15 protein-coding genes are annotated in these 18,079 nt (G+C 61.9%); 13 read left to right on the forward strand and 2 right to left on the reverse strand.

The features are described from left to right. Positions 1 to 68 precede the first annotated feature (68 nt). The 12 genes from EB809_RS14055 (at position 69) to EB809_RS21180 (ending at position 14,360) form a co-directional block, all read left to right on the forward strand. Positions 69 to 2,777 carry a VWA domain-containing protein gene (locus tag EB809_RS14055; protein ID WP_123635462.1) on the forward strand — a complete coding sequence of 903 codons (2,709 nt, stop codon included), beginning with the start codon at positions 69 to 71 and terminating at the stop codon, positions 2,775 to 2,777. A 63-nt stretch (positions 2,778 to 2,840) separates the two neighbouring features. Beyond that, complete coding sequence (locus EB809_RS14060; protein WP_123635463.1) at positions 2,841 to 3,683, forward strand: AAA family ATPase; 843 nt, start codon at positions 2,841 to 2,843, stop codon at positions 3,681 to 3,683. Positions 3,684 to 3,710: 27 nt separating this feature from the next. Continuing rightward, complete coding sequence (locus EB809_RS14065) at positions 3,711 to 4,889, forward strand: vWA domain-containing protein (RefSeq protein WP_123635464.1); 1,179 nt, start codon at positions 3,711 to 3,713, stop codon at positions 4,887 to 4,889. Between the two features lie 577 nt (positions 4,890 to 5,466). Next, complete coding sequence (locus EB809_RS14070; protein ID WP_123635465.1) at positions 5,467 to 5,964, forward strand: AraC family transcriptional regulator; 498 nt, start codon at positions 5,467 to 5,469, stop codon at positions 5,962 to 5,964. Positions 5,965 to 5,975: 11 nt separating this feature from the next. Then, complete coding sequence (locus tag EB809_RS14075; protein ID WP_123635466.1) at positions 5,976 to 7,796, forward strand: tetratricopeptide repeat protein; 1,821 nt, start codon at positions 5,976 to 5,978, stop codon at positions 7,794 to 7,796. Further along, positions 7,793 to 10,594: a tetratricopeptide repeat protein gene (locus EB809_RS14080; protein WP_123635467.1), complete on the forward strand. Its 2,802-nt coding sequence runs from the start codon at positions 7,793 to 7,795 to the stop codon at positions 10,592 to 10,594. The genes EB809_RS14075 and EB809_RS14080 overlap by 4 nt, the downstream gene beginning before the upstream one ends. After that, entirely contained in the window at positions 10,572 to 11,204 is a 633-nt protein-coding gene (locus EB809_RS14085) for a tetratricopeptide repeat protein (RefSeq protein ID WP_190294913.1), read from the forward strand. The genes EB809_RS14080 and EB809_RS14085 overlap by 23 nt, the downstream gene beginning before the upstream one ends. 1 nt (position 11,205) lies before the next feature. Continuing rightward, the gene (locus EB809_RS14090; RefSeq protein WP_123635469.1) at positions 11,206 to 11,568 is read left to right on the forward strand and encodes a hypothetical protein; all 363 of its coding nucleotides are present in this window, start codon (positions 11,206 to 11,208) and stop codon (positions 11,566 to 11,568) included. Between the two features lie 97 nt (positions 11,569 to 11,665). Further along, positions 11,666 to 12,307, forward strand: coding sequence for a MotA/TolQ/ExbB proton channel family protein (locus EB809_RS14095; protein ID WP_123635470.1), 642 nt, complete (start codon positions 11,666 to 11,668; stop codon positions 12,305 to 12,307). A 16-nt stretch (positions 12,308 to 12,323) separates the two neighbouring features. Beyond that, positions 12,324 to 12,857 (forward strand): ExbD/TolR family protein, encoded by a 534-nt coding sequence (locus tag EB809_RS14100; protein WP_123635471.1) that lies wholly within the window; start codon positions 12,324 to 12,326, stop codon positions 12,855 to 12,857. After that, the gene (locus tag EB809_RS14105) at positions 12,854 to 13,357 is read left to right on the forward strand and encodes an ExbD/TolR family protein (RefSeq protein ID WP_123635472.1); all 504 of its coding nucleotides are present in this window, start codon (positions 12,854 to 12,856) and stop codon (positions 13,355 to 13,357) included. Before EB809_RS14100 ends, EB809_RS14105 begins: the two co-directional genes overlap by 4 nt. Next, positions 13,323 to 14,360 carry a TonB family protein gene (locus tag EB809_RS21180; protein ID WP_263316993.1) on the forward strand — a complete coding sequence of 346 codons (1,038 nt, stop codon included), beginning with the start codon at positions 13,323 to 13,325 and terminating at the stop codon, positions 14,358 to 14,360. The genes EB809_RS14105 and EB809_RS21180 overlap by 35 nt, the downstream gene beginning before the upstream one ends. An 11-nt stretch (positions 14,361 to 14,371) precedes the next feature. On the opposite strand, the gene EB809_RS14115 is transcribed toward EB809_RS21180, so the two are convergent. Continuing rightward, entirely contained in the window at positions 14,372 to 14,842 is a 471-nt protein-coding gene (locus EB809_RS14115) for a MaoC/PaaZ C-terminal domain-containing protein (protein ID WP_123635473.1), read from the reverse strand. Positions 14,843 to 14,908: 66 nt separating this feature from the next. Continuing rightward, positions 14,909 to 15,919 (reverse strand): alpha/beta hydrolase, encoded by a 1,011-nt coding sequence (locus tag EB809_RS14120; RefSeq protein WP_123635474.1) that lies wholly within the window; start codon positions 15,917 to 15,919, stop codon positions 14,909 to 14,911. Positions 15,920 to 16,342: 423 nt separating this feature from the next. On the opposite strand from EB809_RS14120, the gene EB809_RS14125 reads away from it, so the two are divergent. After that, the gene (locus EB809_RS14125; protein WP_123635475.1) at positions 16,343 to 18,019 is read left to right on the forward strand and encodes an AMP-binding protein; all 1,677 of its coding nucleotides are present in this window, start codon (positions 16,343 to 16,345) and stop codon (positions 18,017 to 18,019) included. Positions 18,020 to 18,079 lie beyond the last annotated feature (60 nt).

An 18,079-nucleotide genomic window follows, 5' to 3' on the forward strand; every position in this document is an offset into this window, starting at 1 on the left:
TTTCTGGGCGGGGCCCCGTGCGCTAATCTCCGTCACACACGTTTACGGATGCGACAGATAATAACGCTATGATGACTGCTTCCTGGTCCCGCTTTCTGCTTTCTCTCTCTCTATTGGCGCTGATGGTTTTCCAGGCTCCCGGGGCAATAGCCCAGGAAGCCGATGGGAGCAAGGCACCGGCCTTGCCGGAGCCCCAGGATGTCCGCATCGTGGTGGACATCTCCGGCAGCATGAAGGACAGCGATCCGGACAACCTGCGTCAGCCCGCGGTACGACTGTTGGCCCGGATGCTGCCGGACAATGCCCGCGGGGGCGTCTGGACCTTCGGCCAATACGTCAACATGCTGGTGCCGTCCGGCGAAGTGACGCCGAAGTGGCGTGACACCGCCGTCAAACGCTCCTCAAAGATCAATTCGGTCGCGCTCCGGACCAATATCGGTGAGGCCCTGGAAGTCGCCAGTGACGATTTCTACGGCGACCGCCGCTTCGACAACACCCACTTCATCCTGCTGACCGATGGCGTCGTCGATATTTCGAAGGACGCCGCGGTCAACGCTCGCGAGCGCAATCGCATCCTTGATAACGTGGTGGAGCGCATCCGGTCCCGGGGCGCCACGATTCACACCATCGCGCTGTCCAAAAATGCCGATCTCGCACTGCTTGAGCGTCTGGCCGTGGAGACCGGCGGTACGTTCTCCGTGGCGCCGGATGCCGATGCCCTGAACCGGGTGTTCGCCGAAACCCTGAACACCGCGGCACCCCAACCTGAAGTGCCGATCGAGAACAAGCGCTTCCGCATCAGCGAGGACGTGCACGAATTCACGGCGTTGATATTCCATGAGGGCGACGACCAACCGCTGGCCCTGATGACGCCGGACCGCAAACGAATCACCCACGACCAGCATCCGGATAACGTGCGCTGGTACACGGAAGGCGCCTACGACCTGATCACCGTCGACGAACCGGCTGAAGGCGAATGGCAGGTGGACGGCGAACTCGGCGAGCAATCCCGGGTGACGGTGGTCAGTGATCTGCGCATGGCGGTGTCGCCGGTGCCGAACTTTTTCTACACCGGCGAGCCGGTGTCGATCGATGCCTCCTTCTACGATGACGACAAGCCGATCACCAATCCGGATTTTCTGGGCGTCCTCGATGTGTCCCTGACCCTGTCGACCCAGGATGGCCGATCCGGCAGCAAAACGCTGTCCGGCGACACGCCACCGGCGGATGGCGTCTACAGCGATACCATTGAAAAGCTGAGCGAACCCGGCACCTACGATCTCAAGCTGGCGGCAGACGGCAAGACCTTTGCCCGTCAGTTCACCGCTCGCATCACCTTGCGCCCGCCGGCAAGCGTGTCGGTTGAAGGCGAAGGCTCGGGAAGTGGCAGTCAGTATGTGCTGGAAGTCCGTCCGGAGCACCCGGATCTCGATCGCAGCAATGCCATGGTGGGTGTCCGGGTGCAGCCGCCGGGGCAGGGTGGTGACGGCGACTTTGAGCCGGCCCCATTCGATCAAAAGGCGGGTGTCTGGCGCAAGGTGATCAAACCCTCAGCCGGTAACGGGGATTATGAAGTCCAGGTCCGTTTCCAGGGCAGCACGACAGACGGACAGGCCCTGAACTATGCACCGCCGACGTTTACCGCGACCTTCCCCCGCGAAGGTGGCGACCAGACGGCCTATACCTCGTTGAGTGCTGAGACGGTAACTGGCGCGGACGAAGGCGATTCCAGTCAGGCAGGCACAGCGCCCATCCCCCTGGCAGAGAACGAAGCCGCCGAGCCTGCCCAAGCGCCGGCACCTGAGCCCGAAAAAGCCGCACCGGACGTCGCTGCCGAAACCAGCGAAGTGCAACAGCCGGCCGTTACCGGGGAATCGGAGGTCGAACCCGCGCCGGCGATCGCGCCGCCCATCGACACATCGCAGGTGGAAACCCCATCCGAGCCGGCATCGCCGGCCAGTGACGAGCCTGCGGAACCGCCGCAAGAGGCCATGCCCGCGGAAACCGACGACAACGGCGATGAAGGCTCCCTACTGGCCGATGTTCCCTGGTGGGCCTGGGGAGCCGGTGGCGGTGTCATCGCAATCGCCGCCGTCGGGTTTGCGATTGCCCGGGCGAGACGAAAGGACGAAAAAGACCCGGACGACGAGGGTGCCGCCGCGACAGACGCCGAGGACGAGACCGCTGAGGCCGATGTCGCCGAGGAAGAAACGCCGGTCGAACCGGAGAGCGACGTGCCACCGGTTGTCGAGTCGGAGGAAGAGGCTCCCGTGGAAGAGACGCCACTGGAGGAGCCGCTGGAAGAAGAGGAACCGTTACCGCCAGTGATCGAGGAAGAGCCGGTCGCTGAACCGGAGCCGGAACCGGTCGCTGAGGAAGAGCCGGAGCCGCCGGTGGCCACCGAAGCGGCCGAACCGGTTGCCGAAGACGCCGCCGACGACATCCCGACGCTGGACGAGCAGCCTGCCGAGACGGCCGACATGGACGAAGCCTGGCCGGTGGACGACGAAGACGGCACCTCAAACCCGGAGATCGATGACACCGCCGATGACATAGAGCGGTTCCTGGAAGAGGCGCGCCGGGACGAGGCCGATCTGGCCGCGGCGGAAGAGGATATCCTGTCCGACTCGGGGGATGAGGACAGCGAGACAGACGACGATTACTCCCTCGAAGACTTTGATCTCTCCGATATCGACGACCTTCCGGACCTCGAAGACGAGGAACGTAAGCGAGGCGAATCGGAAAACGGGGATACCGACGATAAAAAATCAGAATAACGTCGGCAGGGCCCCGGCTCCTCGCGCATGTGAGCACCGACCCGAAATAAAAGGACAGACACCATGAAGTTTACTGGCACCGAAAAATACGTCGCCACCGAAGACCTCCAGATGGCGGTCAATGCGGCCATCACCCTGCAGCGCCCGCTGTTGATCAAGGGCGAGCCGGGCACCGGCAAGACCATGCTGGCAGAGGAACTGGCCGAAGGCGTGGGGGCAAGGCTGATCACCTGGCACATCAAGTCCACCACCAAGGCCCAGCAGGGACTGTACGAGTATGACGCGGTCTCGCGCCTGCGGGATTCCCAGCTCGGTGATGACAAGGTGCACGACATCAGCAACTACATCGTCAAGGGGAAGCTGTGGGAGGCCTTCGAGGCCGACGAGCAGGTGGTTCTGCTGATCGACGAGATCGACAAGGCCGACATCGAATTCCCCAACGACCTGTTGCTGGAACTCGATCGCATGGAGTTCTACGTCTACGAGACCCAGAAAGTGGTCAAGGCCACACGTCGTCCGATCGTCGTGATCACCAGTAACAACGAGAAAGAGCTGCCGGATGCGTTCCTGCGCCGCTGCTTCTTCCACTACATCAGCTTCCCGGATCACGACACGATGAAGAGCATCGTCGACGTGCATTTCCCGGACGTCCAGCAACAGATCGTCCGGGACGCGCTGGAAGTCTTCTTCGACGTGCGCAAGGTGCCCGGCCTGAAGAAAAAACCGTCCACCTCCGAGCTGGTGGACTGGCTCAAGCTGCTGATGGCCGACGAACTGTCCGCCAAGATGTTGCAGGAGAAGGACACCTCCTCGGCGCTGCCGCCGCTCTATGGCGCCCTGGTCAAGAACGAGCAGGACGTTCACCTGTTGCAGAAACTGGCCTTCATGGCGCGTCGCCGGAGCTGATCCGACGGCCTCTGTAAGGAGGACACTATGCTGATTGATTTTTTCATGGAGGTGCGCCGTGCCCGTGTGCCGGCGAGTCTGCGTGAGTATCTCGATCTGGTGGACGCGCTACAGCACCGTCTGGCCTTTGCCGACATGGAGGAGTTCTATTACCTGGCGCGCCTGTGCCTGGTGAAGGACGAGCGGCATTACGACAAGTTCGACCGGGCGTTCACCGCCTACTTTGACGGCATCGAGAACCTCGACGACCTGATGCAGCAACTGATTCCCGAAGACTGGCTGCGCAAGGAGTTCGAGAAACAGTTGTCGGAAGAGGACAAAGCCAGGATCGATTCGCTGGGCGGGCTGCAGGAGCTGATCGACGCGTTCAAGGATCGCCTGGAAAACCAGAAAGAACGGCATCAGGGCGGTAACCGCCAGATCGGCACCGGCGGGACGTCTCCGTTCGGGGCCCACGGCTACAACCCGGAAGGCTTCCGCATCGGGCAGGAAAAGGGGCGCCACGGCCGGGCCGTCAAGGTCTGGGAAAAGCGGGGCTTCAAGGATCTGGATGACAGCATCACGCTGGGCATCCGCAACATCAAGGTCGCGTTGAGACGGTTGCGTAAATTTGCCCGACAGGGTGCCGCCGATCAGCTGGACATGGACGATACGATCCGCTCCACCGCCCGAAACGCCGGCTATCTGGACCTGAAAATGGTCCCGGAACGGCACAATGCCGTCAAAGTGCTGCTGTTCTTCGACGTGGGTGGGTCCATGGATCCGCACATCCGCGTCTGCGAGGAGCTGTTCTCGGCGGCGCGTGTTGAGTTCAAGCACATGCAGTATTTCTACTTCCACAACTTCATCTATGAAAGCGTGTGGACGAACAATGTGCGACGCCTCAACGAGACCACCAGCACCTGGGACATCCTGCACAAGTACTCGCCGGACTATAAGGTCATCTTCATCGGTGACGCCAGTATGGCGCCGTACGAGATTTCCCATCCCGGCGGCTCCATCGAGCACTGGAACGAAGAGGCCGGTGCCGTCTGGTTCCAGCGTCTGCAGGATCACTTCCGCAAGGTGGTGTGGCTCAATCCGCTGCCGGAGAACTACTGGGGAACCGGTGGCTCTATCGGCATGACCCGCCAACTGGTTGGGGACCACATGTACCCGCTGACCATCGACGGTCTGGAATCCGCCATGCGGTTCCTCAGCAAATAATCCGGCGGGTAGTGGCGCGCCGAGGCTCCCATCCCCGGCGCGCTGTTGCCACCGGAAACCCTGGGGTTACGCTTCCGCCTCGTAGGTTGGGCTGACGCAGGAAGCCCAACAAATAATCAGGCGAGGATGGGGGCGACCTGTTGCCTTGCCCTGTCGGGCTTCCTGCGTCAGCGCCAACCGGCCTGTCGGTTGGCGCATTCAGGCATCGCAGGGCAAAAAAAGCCGATGCGGTTGAGGCGCATCGGCGAAGCTCGGCATATCGAACGGTTTACCCTTCATCGAAGAATTGCACCGCAATTAGGTCAAAGCACGCGCTTTGCCAGCCTAAAAAAAAGACATTAAAAACAGACCTCTAATTCATTTTTTGACGAGACCGTCATTCTCTCTCTCGCGCTTTATCCTGGCATGTGTAAATGATGTCGACAGTTTGGAACGGTGTGACAAGCCCGACTTGTCATTTGGTGATCCAGGTACCGTTTCAGCAGCCGGGCCGGTGTTACGCTTTGTTACCGAAAGCCCGGGCGCCTGCTGCCATCGGGCTTGATGAACCCTCAGGACACTGATCGCGAGAGTACCGATGCGCCTTATCCTGCTCATCACCGGCCTGCTGTTCACCGGTGCGCTGGCGGCCGAGCCCCTCAGTGACGATATTGCCTCACTCAAGGCCGATGTCGCCGGCCTTAACCACACGTTGTTCCAGCTGGAAGAGGATATCCTCAATCCGGCGAACACTCAGGTAGCGGTCTACCTGTCCTTCGATGCCCGGGATTACTTTGTGCTGGACTCTGTTGAACTGGCGCTGGACGGCCATTCGGCGGTATCTCACCTCTACAGCGAAAGGGAACGCAAGGCGCTTGAGCAAGGTGGGGTGCAGCGGCTGTATCTGGGAAATCTGGCGGCTGGCGAGCACGAGCTGAGCGCGGTGTTCAATGGCCAGGGCGCGAACGACCACTACTACCGCAAGGACGCCAGCTTTACCATTCAGAAGGCCTCCGGCAAGGCCCAATACGAGCTGGTGATCGACGCGCGAGCGCCCAGTTTCGAACCTGCCATGCGCATCAAACAGTGGGATTGAGGCCGATCGGCATGAGATCTGCGCTGTCGCTCCTGCTCGTCGCCGCCTTGCTGCCCTCCGGTCTGGCCTGGGCGGACGCCGGAAGTCAAAGCAAGCAAATCCGTGATGTGGCCCGTTATGAGCTGCTGGTGGGTGACACGGATCGCGCACTGCATGAGATCTGGAACGATGGATCGCCAGAAGCCAGCATGTTAAGAGGCGAAGCGTTGGCTCACATGGGTGTCGCCAACGAAGCCCGCAACGCATTGATGGCGGTACGAAATGCCGGCCAGACACTGTCCGATCCCGCGTTATTGGCCCTGGCCAAGAGCCAGCGTCAGTTGGGCGATCGCCCGGCAGCCAACGACGCGCTGAGCACGCTGATGCGGCGTTCGAGAGGACCCGAGGGGCAGGAGGCGGCCTACCTTCTCGCGGAGGATGCGATCGATTCGGAGGCTTACGATCGGGCGGGACAGATCCTGAGCAAGAGCCAGGACGGCTATTGGGCAGCGATGGGCTACCTGAATCTGGCGACCGCATACGCCCGCCAGGACACCGACACCGCGCGCAGCCTGATCGCACTCAGGGTGGCGCGTGCGATGCTGGGCGATCAGGAGGCCACCCGCTATCCTGAACTGCTCCAGCATATCCAGGTGACGGCCGGTTACCTGGCTTTGCGCAGCGACGAGCCGGACAAGGCGCTCTCTTTCCTCAACAAGGTCTCCCTGAACGGCTATTACACCCCGCAGGCCCTCTATCTTCATGGCTTAGCCCTGGCCCGCAAGGACAACTACCGCACCGCCATGCAGTCCTGGCACCGCGCCCGAAAATTCCCGTTGGGCTTTCCCGGCGCGGCCGATGCCTGGCTGGGCATGGGCCGCGGTTACGACGAATCCGGCTACCTGGGGCAGGCCGGCGAAGCCTATCTGGCTGCCATCTCCGCTTTTGAAGGCGAGTTGGTGACCCTGCGCACGTTGCGCACGCAAATCCAGGAGCAGGGTGGCTATGAGGCGATGGTCCGCTCCGCCGGCCGGGACGACGTGGAATGGTTCCTGGCGGACAGCAAGACCCTGACCCAACCGCGCCTGGCCTATCTCATGCAGTTTATGGAGCGCCCTGAGGCCCAGCAGGCCGTCCGGGATGTCGCTGAATTGACTCGCATGGAACAGCAGTTAAAGCGCCGACTGTCGGATTTGGACGTTTTCGAGGGCATGCTGACGCGGCGACTCAAGCAGGTGTCCCGCCAGGGCAGTCGCGCGAAAATCGCCGAGGTCGGTCAGGGGATACAGCAACTGAATCAGCGACTCCAGGCCTTGCAGGCCCGGTTGGGCGATGCCGGCGAAAAGGGCCAGGTTGCGGATCTGGCAACCGGCGAGACCGCGGACAAATTGGCACAGATTCGACAGATCCGGTCGCAAAAAAAACTGACACCGGAAGAACAGGCGCGCCTGGATCGCCTGGAAGGGGTGCTCACGTGGAAAGCCCAGGAAGGGTTTGACCGAGCCCGCCGGGAGCATGCGCGGCACGTTGCTTCGATTGCTCACTCGCTCGACGCCGCAAAGGCGGCTTACCAGCGCTTCGACAGTGAACTGAGTCAGACACCGGACCGGTTCCGCAAACTGCTGAGCCGGGTGGGCGCGGCCCGCTCCGAGGCCCGGACGCTGCTCACCCGGGTAGAAACGCAGCGCCAAAAAGCGGGCGGTGAATTGGATCAGCATCTGATGGCATTCATCGACGACCAGGCATCGCAAATGAGCGCGCACCTGGATCGCAGCGAACAGCAACTGGCCCATCTTTATGAGCACCTGGCCCTGAATGACGCTGCACCCGTCAAGACCGGAGGTGATCAATGAACCGGCGGTTGAGAGTGGCTCTCCTGTGCCTGCTGTTTCCAATGTGCGGTTACGGCGCCGGCGAGAAAGGCAGTTTCCAGGTGAATCTCGGCGAGGACGGCGAAACCATTGGCGAGATGCGCCCGATCTTTCTGGAGATGTCGTCCCAAACGTTGCCGGCCATCTCGGTAAAGGAGGTCGCACGGCGTTATAAGCGATTGTTCGAGGAAGCGGAAGAACCGGAAGTCCGCATTGACGCGCTGCACCGGCTGACCAACCTGCATTCCCGGGCCGGCGCCAGCCTGGAACTGTCCCCGCAGCAGGAAGCGGTGATCTATCGGGAAGCGCTGAAAAGCTACGAGATGATTGTCAGCGAGGGGCGCTATCAGGGCCGGCTGGATGAGCTGCTGTACCAGACCGCCAAGGCCTATGCCTTCATCGGGGAGGACGAGCAATCCATCAAACGCCTTCGACAGCTGGTGGGACTGTATCCGCAGTCCGCTCTGGCGACCGAGTCCCGCTTCCGGATTGCCGAGGATGCCTTCTCCCGCGGGGCCTACGCCGAAGCCGAACAGGCGTACCAGCGGGTCATCGACGATGGCAAGCATCCTGACCTGCAACAGAAGGCGCTGTACATGCTCGGTTGGAGCCAGTACAAGCAGCAGGTCCCGGAGCGGGCCAGTCACACCTTCCTGACCGTGCTGGATGGCTATCGGGACCGGTCCGACAATTTTACGGCCCTGGCCGGCGGAAGCGAGGATCTGGTGAACGATACCTTCCGCATTCTGGCGTTAATGGCGGCCCAGCGCGACGGCGCCCGGACCCTGGACCAGATGCTCGCTCGTGAAGGCGGGCGATCCTACGATTATCTGCTTTACGACCGGCTGGCGGATTATTACCTGGCCAAGCAGCGTTACGCCGACAGCGCCGCCGTCAACCGGCATTTCATCGACCGGAATCCGGAACATCCCCGGACGGCCGCCATGCGGGCCCAGATTGTGGCGGTCTGGGAAGCCGGCGGGTTTGATCAGGAGGCGCGCGAGGCCCGGGAAGATTACGTGCAGGCATACGCGACGCCTGCCGCCTACGCCGCACTGTCCAGCGACGAGCAGACCACGTGGCGGGATTTGGCCGGGCAGGTGGCGGATACGCTGTACCATGCGGCCGGTCAGCAATCCGGTGGCGGCTCAAGCGGATTTGCCGGTGCCGGGCGCTACTACGGTCGTCTGGGCGATGTGAACGCTCAGGCGGGCACCTCGACTGACCCTGGTCGATTCTGGCGTCTGGCCGGTGATGCCTGGCTCCAGGCTGGTGACGGAGCAAAGGCCACCGCCTTTTATGAAAAGGCGGGCTACCAGGCCCCCGGCTATGACGATGCGGCGGATGCCGCCTGGGCCGCTGTGCTGGAGTATCGCAAGCAGCCGTCGCCGGCGGGAGACGCGTCACTGACAGACGCCGTCGACCGATTTGCGCAAGCGTTCCCGTCGGATAAAAGGGTCACGCCGGCGCAGGCCGATCTTTCGAATCGCCTGCTGCTGGCGGGCAACCACGCTGAAGCTCGTCGGGAAGCGCTGCAGGTGACGGAGTCCGGTCAAGCAGCCGCTGAAGATCAGCGAGCGGCCTATCTGGTGTTGGGTCAGATTGCGTATCAGGCCCATCAATACGCCGAGGCGGAACAGGCTTACCGGCGGGCTCTGGACCTGGCCGCGTCGGACCGTCGCCCGATGTCCGCCGGGGAAGCGTCCGACACCCGCAACCAGTTGGCTCGTTCCATCTACCGGCAGGCCGAAGCCCAGGAGGCCGACGGTGAGACGGCGCAGGCCATTGCCTCCCTCCAGCGTATCCCGAGCGTCAAGCCGGACGCGGACATCGCCATGAAGGCCCGCTACGATGCCGCCACCATGATGCTTGAGTCGGATCAATGGGCCGCGGCTGTCGATGCCTTGCAGGGTTTTCGCCGCGACTATCCCGATGCCGGTTTAACGGCAGGCGTCAGCAGTAAGCTGGTGCTGGCCTACACGTCGGCCGGGCAACCCGCCCAGGCGGCGGATGAACTGCTCCAGCGCGCCGAAAACGAGCCGGAACCCTGGGACGATCGCCTAACAGCAGCCAACTTGCTGCTGGACGCCGGAGACCCGGGCCGGGCACACGCGATCATCAGCGATTACCTGGCCCAGGCGCCGACACCGCGTGATGCCGACGAACATGTTCGCCAGCAGCGCCTGCGACACCAGCTCATCACCGCGTCGTCGTCCGCGCCGGTCATGCGCCAGGCCTTGCTGGAACAGGAGCTCGACAGCGAGTGGCACTCACCGGACACCCTGGCCTGGGCGGCGGATGCGGCGCTGGTGCTGGCGGATCAGGAGGCCGAGCGCTTCAATGGGATCACGCTCGACTTGCCGCTGAAACAGTCACTGAAGGCCAAGCGCCGGGCGCTCGAAGCGGCCGTGGGGCGATACGACGAGGCGCGCAAGCTGGGCGATGACACGGATCGCTCCCGAGCCCTGTATGGCGAAGCCGAACTGTTCCGCACCTTGGCGCGGGACATCATGGATTCCCAGCGCCCGGACACCCTGAACGAGCTGGAACAGGCCCAATACGGCGTCCTGCTGGAAGAGCAGGCTTACCCGTTCGAGGAGAAGGCGATCGACCTGCACGCCCGCAATCACCAGCTCATCGCCGATGGCGTCTACAACGCGTGGGTGCGTCGCAGCCTGGACGTACTGGGGCAAATGTTCCCGGGACGCTACAAGCGGGATGCGGAATGGATCAACTGGACCCGAGGGGAGGTGGATTATGCCCGCGCCGATACGCAGTAATGGCCCGGCGGGATACCGGTTGCATGCCGTTTTGTTGGCGTTGGCCCTGCTTGTGAGCGGTTGCGCGTCCCATCCCGGTTCCGGGGGCGGCTCCCGGGCAACGCCAGCGAAGGCGACGCCGAAGGTTGTCGAGCCTCTGACAGAAGCCCAGGCCGCCCTGCTGGACGACGCGCTCAAACGCAGTGCGGCCGGTGATCTCGCGGGTGCGGAACAGCGCCTGCGTCAGTTGCGCGAAGAACGGCCGGACAGCGCCGTGGCCGCGGCACGGCTGGGATGGATCCTGCAACAGGAAGAGCAGCCACAGTCGGCGATGGCGGCTTATCGGGCAGCGCTGGCACTGGATCCGGCCGAATCCATGGCGGCCAACAACCTGGCGCTGATGCTGGAGGAGCAGGGGCAGTTCACCGAGGCCCGCGATCTGCTGCAGACGGCGCTCGCGCAACACCCGGATTCACCGCAACTGCACTTCAACCTGGCGGTGCTGGCGGAACTTTATCTGCTGGATTTACCCATGGCCCTGGACCACTACCGCACCTACCAGTCACTGACCGACGACCGCAAGGCCCAGGTCTCCGGCTGGATCGCGGATCTGGAACGACGGGTGAACTGATATGGCGATCTTTGATATCCATCGCGTTTTTCGGGCACCAATACTGGCATGCTGGGTTGCAGCGATTGGCACAGGTGTACCGGTTTGCGCTGGCGCGGCGCCTGAAAAGGCATCGTCGCCGTCGAAGGACCCGGTTGCGCTGACGGTGAAGGGGATTTCGGTACAGGCGGACGACGACTATCCCCGTGTCCTGAATATCCTGCCCTGGCAGCCGCCCACCGTGTCCCGGCGCAACCGCGAGCCGCTTCGGCTGGCACCCGACGGCCTGCTGGATCCGGTGGATCCCTACGCGCTGAAGCGCCACAGCGAATTTCGCCGGACGCTGGACCCTCTGAGTGACCCCATCGGAGTGGGGCACCGGTAGCCGATTCAACTGAATAAAGACGCCCCTGATCGCCGACGGAGTCACGCCGGCATTCAGGGACGCCAACAACAAGACCCGTAGACCGCGGAGCACACCCATGCTTGAAACCATCATTCGCTTTTTCCAGAACGGCGGCCCGTTCATGTATCCCATCGCGCTGGTGCTGATCGTCGGCCTGGCGATTGCGCTGGAACGCTTTGCCTATCTGGCGATGGTGCGCCGCGCCAACCGGCGGGCGTTCGAGACGGGCATCCTGCCGCTGCTGCAGAAACGGGATTACAAACGGGCGATGCAGGCGGCCAACAGTTCCAGCAGCGCGATCGCCGGCATCCTGGGCGCCGGGTTGGGGCGCCTGCTGGGCAACCAGCGCCGTGAAGACATTGAGTACGCTATGGAAGAGGGGTTGATGGAAGTGTTGCCCCGCCTGGAAAAACGGACCCAGTACCTTGCCACACTGGCGAATGTGTCCACGCTGCTGGGCCTGCTGGGCACCATCATCGGCCTGATTGCTGCCTTTACCGCGGTCGCCAATGCCGATCCCGCCGAGAAGGCTACGCTGTTGTCCCAGAGTATTTCCGTCGCGATGAACACGACGGCCTTCGGCCTGATGGCGGCGATTCCCTTGTTGCTGTTCCACGCGTTGTTGCAGACCCGCACCAATGAACTGGTGGACAGCTTTGAAATGGCGGGCGTCAAGTTCCTGAACACCGTTTCCGAACACCAGGCTCAGGCCTCCTGACAGGGATCGCATGGCCATGCGACGCAGACACCGTCGACTGAACAGCACCCCTGAGCTGGATATCACCGCCTTCATGAATCTGATGATCGTGCTGGTGCCGGTCCTGCTGCTGGGGATGGTGTTTACCCAGATCCGGATGATCGAACTGGATTTCCCGGGGCTGGCAAAGGGCGAGGTGCCCGATCCGGATCAGTTCCGCCTGGAAGTCATGGTGGTGCCCAGCGGAATGCGGGTCGCCGACAGCGAACGAGGCACGATACGTAACCTGCCATTGAAAGAGGGGCAACAGGACTTTGCCGGTCTCAAGGTCACCCTCAAGGCGATCAAGCAGCGCATGCCGGATAAAACCGACATCGTCCTGCGTCTTGGCGAGGCGGTGGACTACCAGACGCTGGTTACGGCCATGGACACGGTTCGCTCCTATCCCGCCGTGGTGGCGGCCAGCGCGGTCGAGGCCGAGCTGTTTCCGGATGTGTCATTGGGCGACGCACCGGACGAGCTGCAGATCAGCGCTGTGATGGACTCTCACGTCACCGGAGGCCGCCCATGAAGTCGTCCCGTCGGGCTCGCCGGATCCAGCGCCATTACAGCCGTATGCATCGGGCCGGTGGCCTGAATCTCGTGTCGCTCATGGATATTTTCACCATCCTCGTGTTCTTTTTGATGGTGAATTCATCCGACGTGAAGGTGATGCAGCAGGCGAGCGATGTGTCATTACCCCTCTCCACCGCGGAGACACCCGGCGAAGAAGCGCTCCTGATTGAGGTGAGCGGTGACTCGATCCGCGTTCAGGGTCGCGAAGTCGCCCGCCTCGAAGCATTGGGCGCCGAGGAGGACCGCATTGCGGGCCTGTTCAATGAGCTGCAACACCAGAAACAGCGCCGGGACGCGGTGCCACAGGAGGGGCTCGAAATTACCGTGATGGCCGATCAGGGCACGGCTTATCGCAACCTGCGCCGTATCATGCAAACCTGTGTTGATGCCGATTACCGGCGGGTTCGGCTGGCGGTGGAGCATGACGCTGTCGAATCAGGGGCGGCCAATGGGTAGCCGGATCGATGTGCATCAGGCGGCGTTGGCAACGACCGGCGCCGGCAGCGTGACGTTGCGCCTTCCCTGGGATCGGGAGCCGGGCGAGCGGTTGCGACTGGGGTTATCGCTGCTGCTGTTCCTCGCGGTGTTCGTGCCGCTGGCCTTCTGGATTCCGCGCATTGAACTGCCCGAGCCGGATCGTCAGACCCAGGAGCAGTTGCCGCCGCAGTTGGCTCGTTTGATCCAGGAAAAGCCGGAACCCAAACCCGTGGTCAAACCGGAGCCTGAAAAGCCCAAACCCGAGCCAGAGGCGAAGCCTCAGCCTGAACCCACATCGGCACCCAAGCCACAGCCGAAACCCGAGCCGGTCATCAAGCCCGAGCCGAAACCGGTCGCCCCCGCAGAGCCGCCAAAACAAACCGCGGAGCAGGCAAGAGCCGTGGCTGCCAAGTCAGGCCTGATGGCGTTATCGGAAGATTTCTCGGCAATGCAGTCTTTGGCGAAGGAATCCCGTGATCCCCGTCTGTCGGCGAATGTCGAGACGGAAGCAGCCTCTGTCGCGACAAAGACGGTGGAGTCTGATGCGCTGCAACGCAGCGAGGGGATTAAGGACGTGAAAGGGCCGACCGAGCAGGTGGCCCTGGCGGAGCACCAGGTCAAACAGGTCGACGCGCCGGCGTCGGCCAAGCCCTCGAAACCCCGGCCAAAAGCCGCCCCGGAGCCGGGGCCGGCAGAACGTTCGATGGCTAACATACGGCGCGTCTTCGATCAGCAGAAGTCGGTTCTGTTCTCTTTGTACAACAGAGCGTTGCGAAAGAATCCTGCACTTGAAGGTGAAGTGCTGCTGGAGGTCACGGTTGAGCCGGACGGACACGTGTCCAACTGCCGGGTCGTCAGCTCGGAGCTGAATGCCCCGGCGCTGGAGCAGAAAATCGTCATGCGTGTGCGCCTGTTCAATTTCGGCGCGGCGGATGTCGAGACGCGTACAGTGCGCTTCCCGATCAATTTCCTGCCGTCCTGATCAGGCGGCGTTCAGCCGATGGTGATGCGTGGCAGCTGGGGTTTGGGCAGTGACATTTTCTCGGTGGGCGCGATCACTTTCGCTTCGCCGACAACCACATCCTCACCCCGCTGGTTGGTCACCACACAGTCGATGGTAACCCGGTTCCTGCGGTCCTTGCTGGCAACCGTCAGTTTGACGGTCAGGGTATCGTCGAGCTTGACCGGGCGCTTGAAGTTGAGGCTCTGCTCCAGGTAGATCGTGCCGGGGCCGGGCATCACCGTCGCCAGCGCTGCGGAAATCAACGAACCGCTCCACATGCCGTGGGCAATCCGCTCCTTGAACATGCTGTTGGCGGCAAAGGCCGGGTCCAGGTGGACCGGGTTCACGTCGCCGGAGACAGCGGCAAACAGCACCAGCTCTTCTTCCGTCAGCGAACGGGTGTAGACGGCGGTATCGCCGACATGCAGCTCGTCATAGACGATGTTTTCCAGATTTTCCATGTGTCTCAGTCCTGAGAAGTCCCTGATCGATGACGTTCCATACGTCAGTGCGCCATTGTGTTTTTGTTATGGGCTCTTGGTGGGATTATGCGGAGTCGGTCGGTGCCGGGCAAGCCATGTCGTCAATGCGTCCACAACCTGGGAGCGATTCTGCTCATTGAAGGGCTCATGTCGCATGCCTTCGAACACCAGGCAGGTCACGTCGGTATGGCCGGAGTTTCGATAGGCTTTGGCCAGCCGTCGAGTTCCCTTGCCACGCTCGCCAACGGGATCTTCCGCGCCGGACACGATCAGGATGGGCAACTGGGCCGGAATTCGCTCCAGACAACCGCGCCGGAGCAGGGCAGCCAGTCCGCCACCCAGGTCCGACCAGAGCCGGTTGGTGCAGTCGAAGCCGCAATAGGGGTCGTTCAGGTAGTCCTTGACCGCACGGTCGTCCGTGGTCAGCCAGTCAAATTCGGTCCTGGCGTTGGGCACCTGCTTGCCAAAGGCGCCGAAGGTCAGGTCCCTGACAAGAGGACTTCGCTCATGAGGCCCGCGGAATCGGGTCGCCAGCGCCACAATCCATCGCAGGGCCTGAAGCTTGATCCTCGAATCCCGATTGGACCCCGACAGGATCAGGCCCGCGGGCCAGGACGTCTCGGTGGAACGGGTCAGGTAGCCCTGCGCGATAAACGACCCCATGCTGTGGCCGAGCAGATAGCAGGGCAGGTTGGCATAGCGCTGGCGGATCCACTGCTGGACCTGGCCCAGGTCGTCCATCACCTGCTGCCATCCGTTGTCGTCGGCATAATGCCCGAGCTCGTCATCCGGCGTGGCGGGGCCATGTCCGCGATGGTCGTGGGCGACGACGGTGTAACCCTGCCGGTTCAGGTCCCGGGCCAGATGCCGGTAGCGCTGGGCGTGCTCGGCCATGCCGTGGGCAATATGAATCACCGCGCGCGGCTCAGAGGCTTCCCAGGTGTACACAGGAATGCGATGGCCATCCGGCGCCTGCAGGGGTGTCCGGGCTGCTTCGGTGGTGACCCGATTGGTGTCGGTTTCGAGAGGATGGGGCGCAGTGATCAGCTGGGTCACGGGGGCTTCCTGCAAACGGTGGATGATCGAAATCAATACACTGAGTGTACATTTCAACGATAGAGCATAGAGGCCAAATTTTGTGCGCCAGCTCTCGAATTTTCGAGGTCGTGCCAACGGGGACAGGCTTTTGCGTGGATGTCTGTGCCGTCTACCTCATTTCATTGAAAACTGGTATTCTCTCGTCACTTTTTGTGGGTAAAGGGACCTCTGCATAGCCCCTCGAGAGGGTTCAGGGGTGCCTTGCTTGAACTGGACTGCATCTGTCGCGCTTCCCGCGGAACGACAGCCAAAAAGAAGAGCAGCCAGCGTGCAACACCACCGCACAACGACCACGATCAGGCAGAATACGAAAACACAGACACGAAGAATAAGACACCTCAGTCACTACAAGCATAATTGCAATACACAGGAGATGGTGTGATGGATTTGGAGCAGTTCTACCAGGATAAATATCCACCCGGGGTCAAGAACGAGATCGATCTGAACAAATACGAGAGCATGCTCGACGTGTTTGATTCGGCCGTTAAGAGATTTGCCGATCGCCCTGCGTTCAGTGCCCTTGGTGTGACGCTGACCTATCGGGATCTCGATACCCAGTCCCGCAATTTTGCCGCCTGGATCCAGAACAAGACCAATCTCAAGCCCGGCGATCGCATCGCCATGCAAATGCCGAACGTGACCCAGTATCCGGTCGCGGTTTTCGGCGCCATGCGCGCGGGTTTGATCGTCGTCAACACCAACCCGCTGTACACCGAGCGGGAAATGGAGCACCAGTTCAACGACTCCGGTGCCAAAGCATTGGTGGTGCTGGCCAACATGGCGGACAAGGTCGAGAAAGTCCTGCCGCATACCGGCATCGAGCATGTCATCGTCACCGAAATCGCGGACATGCATAAACCGCTCAAGCGCAAGCTGATGAACGCGGCGGTCAAATACCTGAAGAAGATGGTGCCGGAATACAACCTGCCGAACGCACACGGTCTGCCCAAGGTGCTGAGCGCTGGCGCCAAGTGCAAGCTGACGCCGGTTGCCGTCAAGCGTGATGATATCGCCGTTCTGCAGTACACCGGCGGCACCACCGGTGTGGCCAAGGGCGCCATGCTGACCCAGGGCAACCTGGTCGCCAACCTGCTGCAGACCCGCCCGATGATGGAAGACAACGTGGAAGAGGGCAAAGAGATTGTCATTGCGCCGCTGCCGCTCTACCACATTTACTCCTTCACCCTGAACTGCGGCATCATGCTGGAATCCGGCGCCCACAGCGTGCTGATTCCCAACCCGCGTGACATTGCGGGTTTCGTCAAGGAAATCAAGAACTACAAGTTCACCTCGTTCCTGGGGCTGAACACCCTGTTCGTTGCCCTGTGCAACAACGAGGAGTTCAAGAGTCTGGACTTCAGTGCGCTGAAGATGACGGCATCCGGCGGTATGGCTTTGACCAGTTCCACCGCCAAGCTCTGGAAGCAGGTCACTGGCTGTGAAATCACCGAAGGCTACGGCATGACCGAAACCTCCCCGGTGGTGACCTTCAACCCGCCGAGCGCGATCCAGCTGGGCACGATCGGCCTGCCGATCTGCTCGACCCAGATCAAGACCATCGACGATGAAGGCAACGAAACACCGATCGGTGAGCCGGGCGAGCTGTGTGTGAAAGGCCCGCAGGTCATGAAGGGCTACTGGCAACGTCCGGAAGAGACCAAGAAGTCGTTCACCGAAGACGGTTTCTACCGCAGTGGTGACATTGCCCTGATCCAGGAAGACGGGTATATCCGGATCGTGGACCGCAAGAAGGACATGATCATCGTCTCCGGCTTCAACGTGTTCCCGAATGAAATCGAAGACGTTGTCTCCAGCCACCCGCAGGTCGTTGAATGCGCCGCTGTGGGCGTGGCCGACGAGAAGAGCGGTGAGGCCGTGAAGGTCTTCCTGGTCAGCAAGTCGCCGGACCTGAAGGAGTCCGAACTGAAGGAGTTCTGTCGTGAGCGCCTGACGGCTTACAAGGTGCCCAAGTTCTTCGAGTTCCGGGACGAGCTGCCGAAAACCAACGTTGGCAAGATCCTGCGTCGGGAACTGCGCGACGAAGCGACCGCGGAATAACCGCTCCGCGAGCGCGAAAACCCTGTCCCGGTCCGGCCGGCGACAGGGTTTTTTGTTGAT

Source organism: Marinobacter sp. R17, from assembly GCF_003789045.1.
Classification (GTDB): Bacteria; Pseudomonadota; Gammaproteobacteria; order Pseudomonadales; family Oleiphilaceae; genus Marinobacter_A; species Marinobacter_A mangrovi.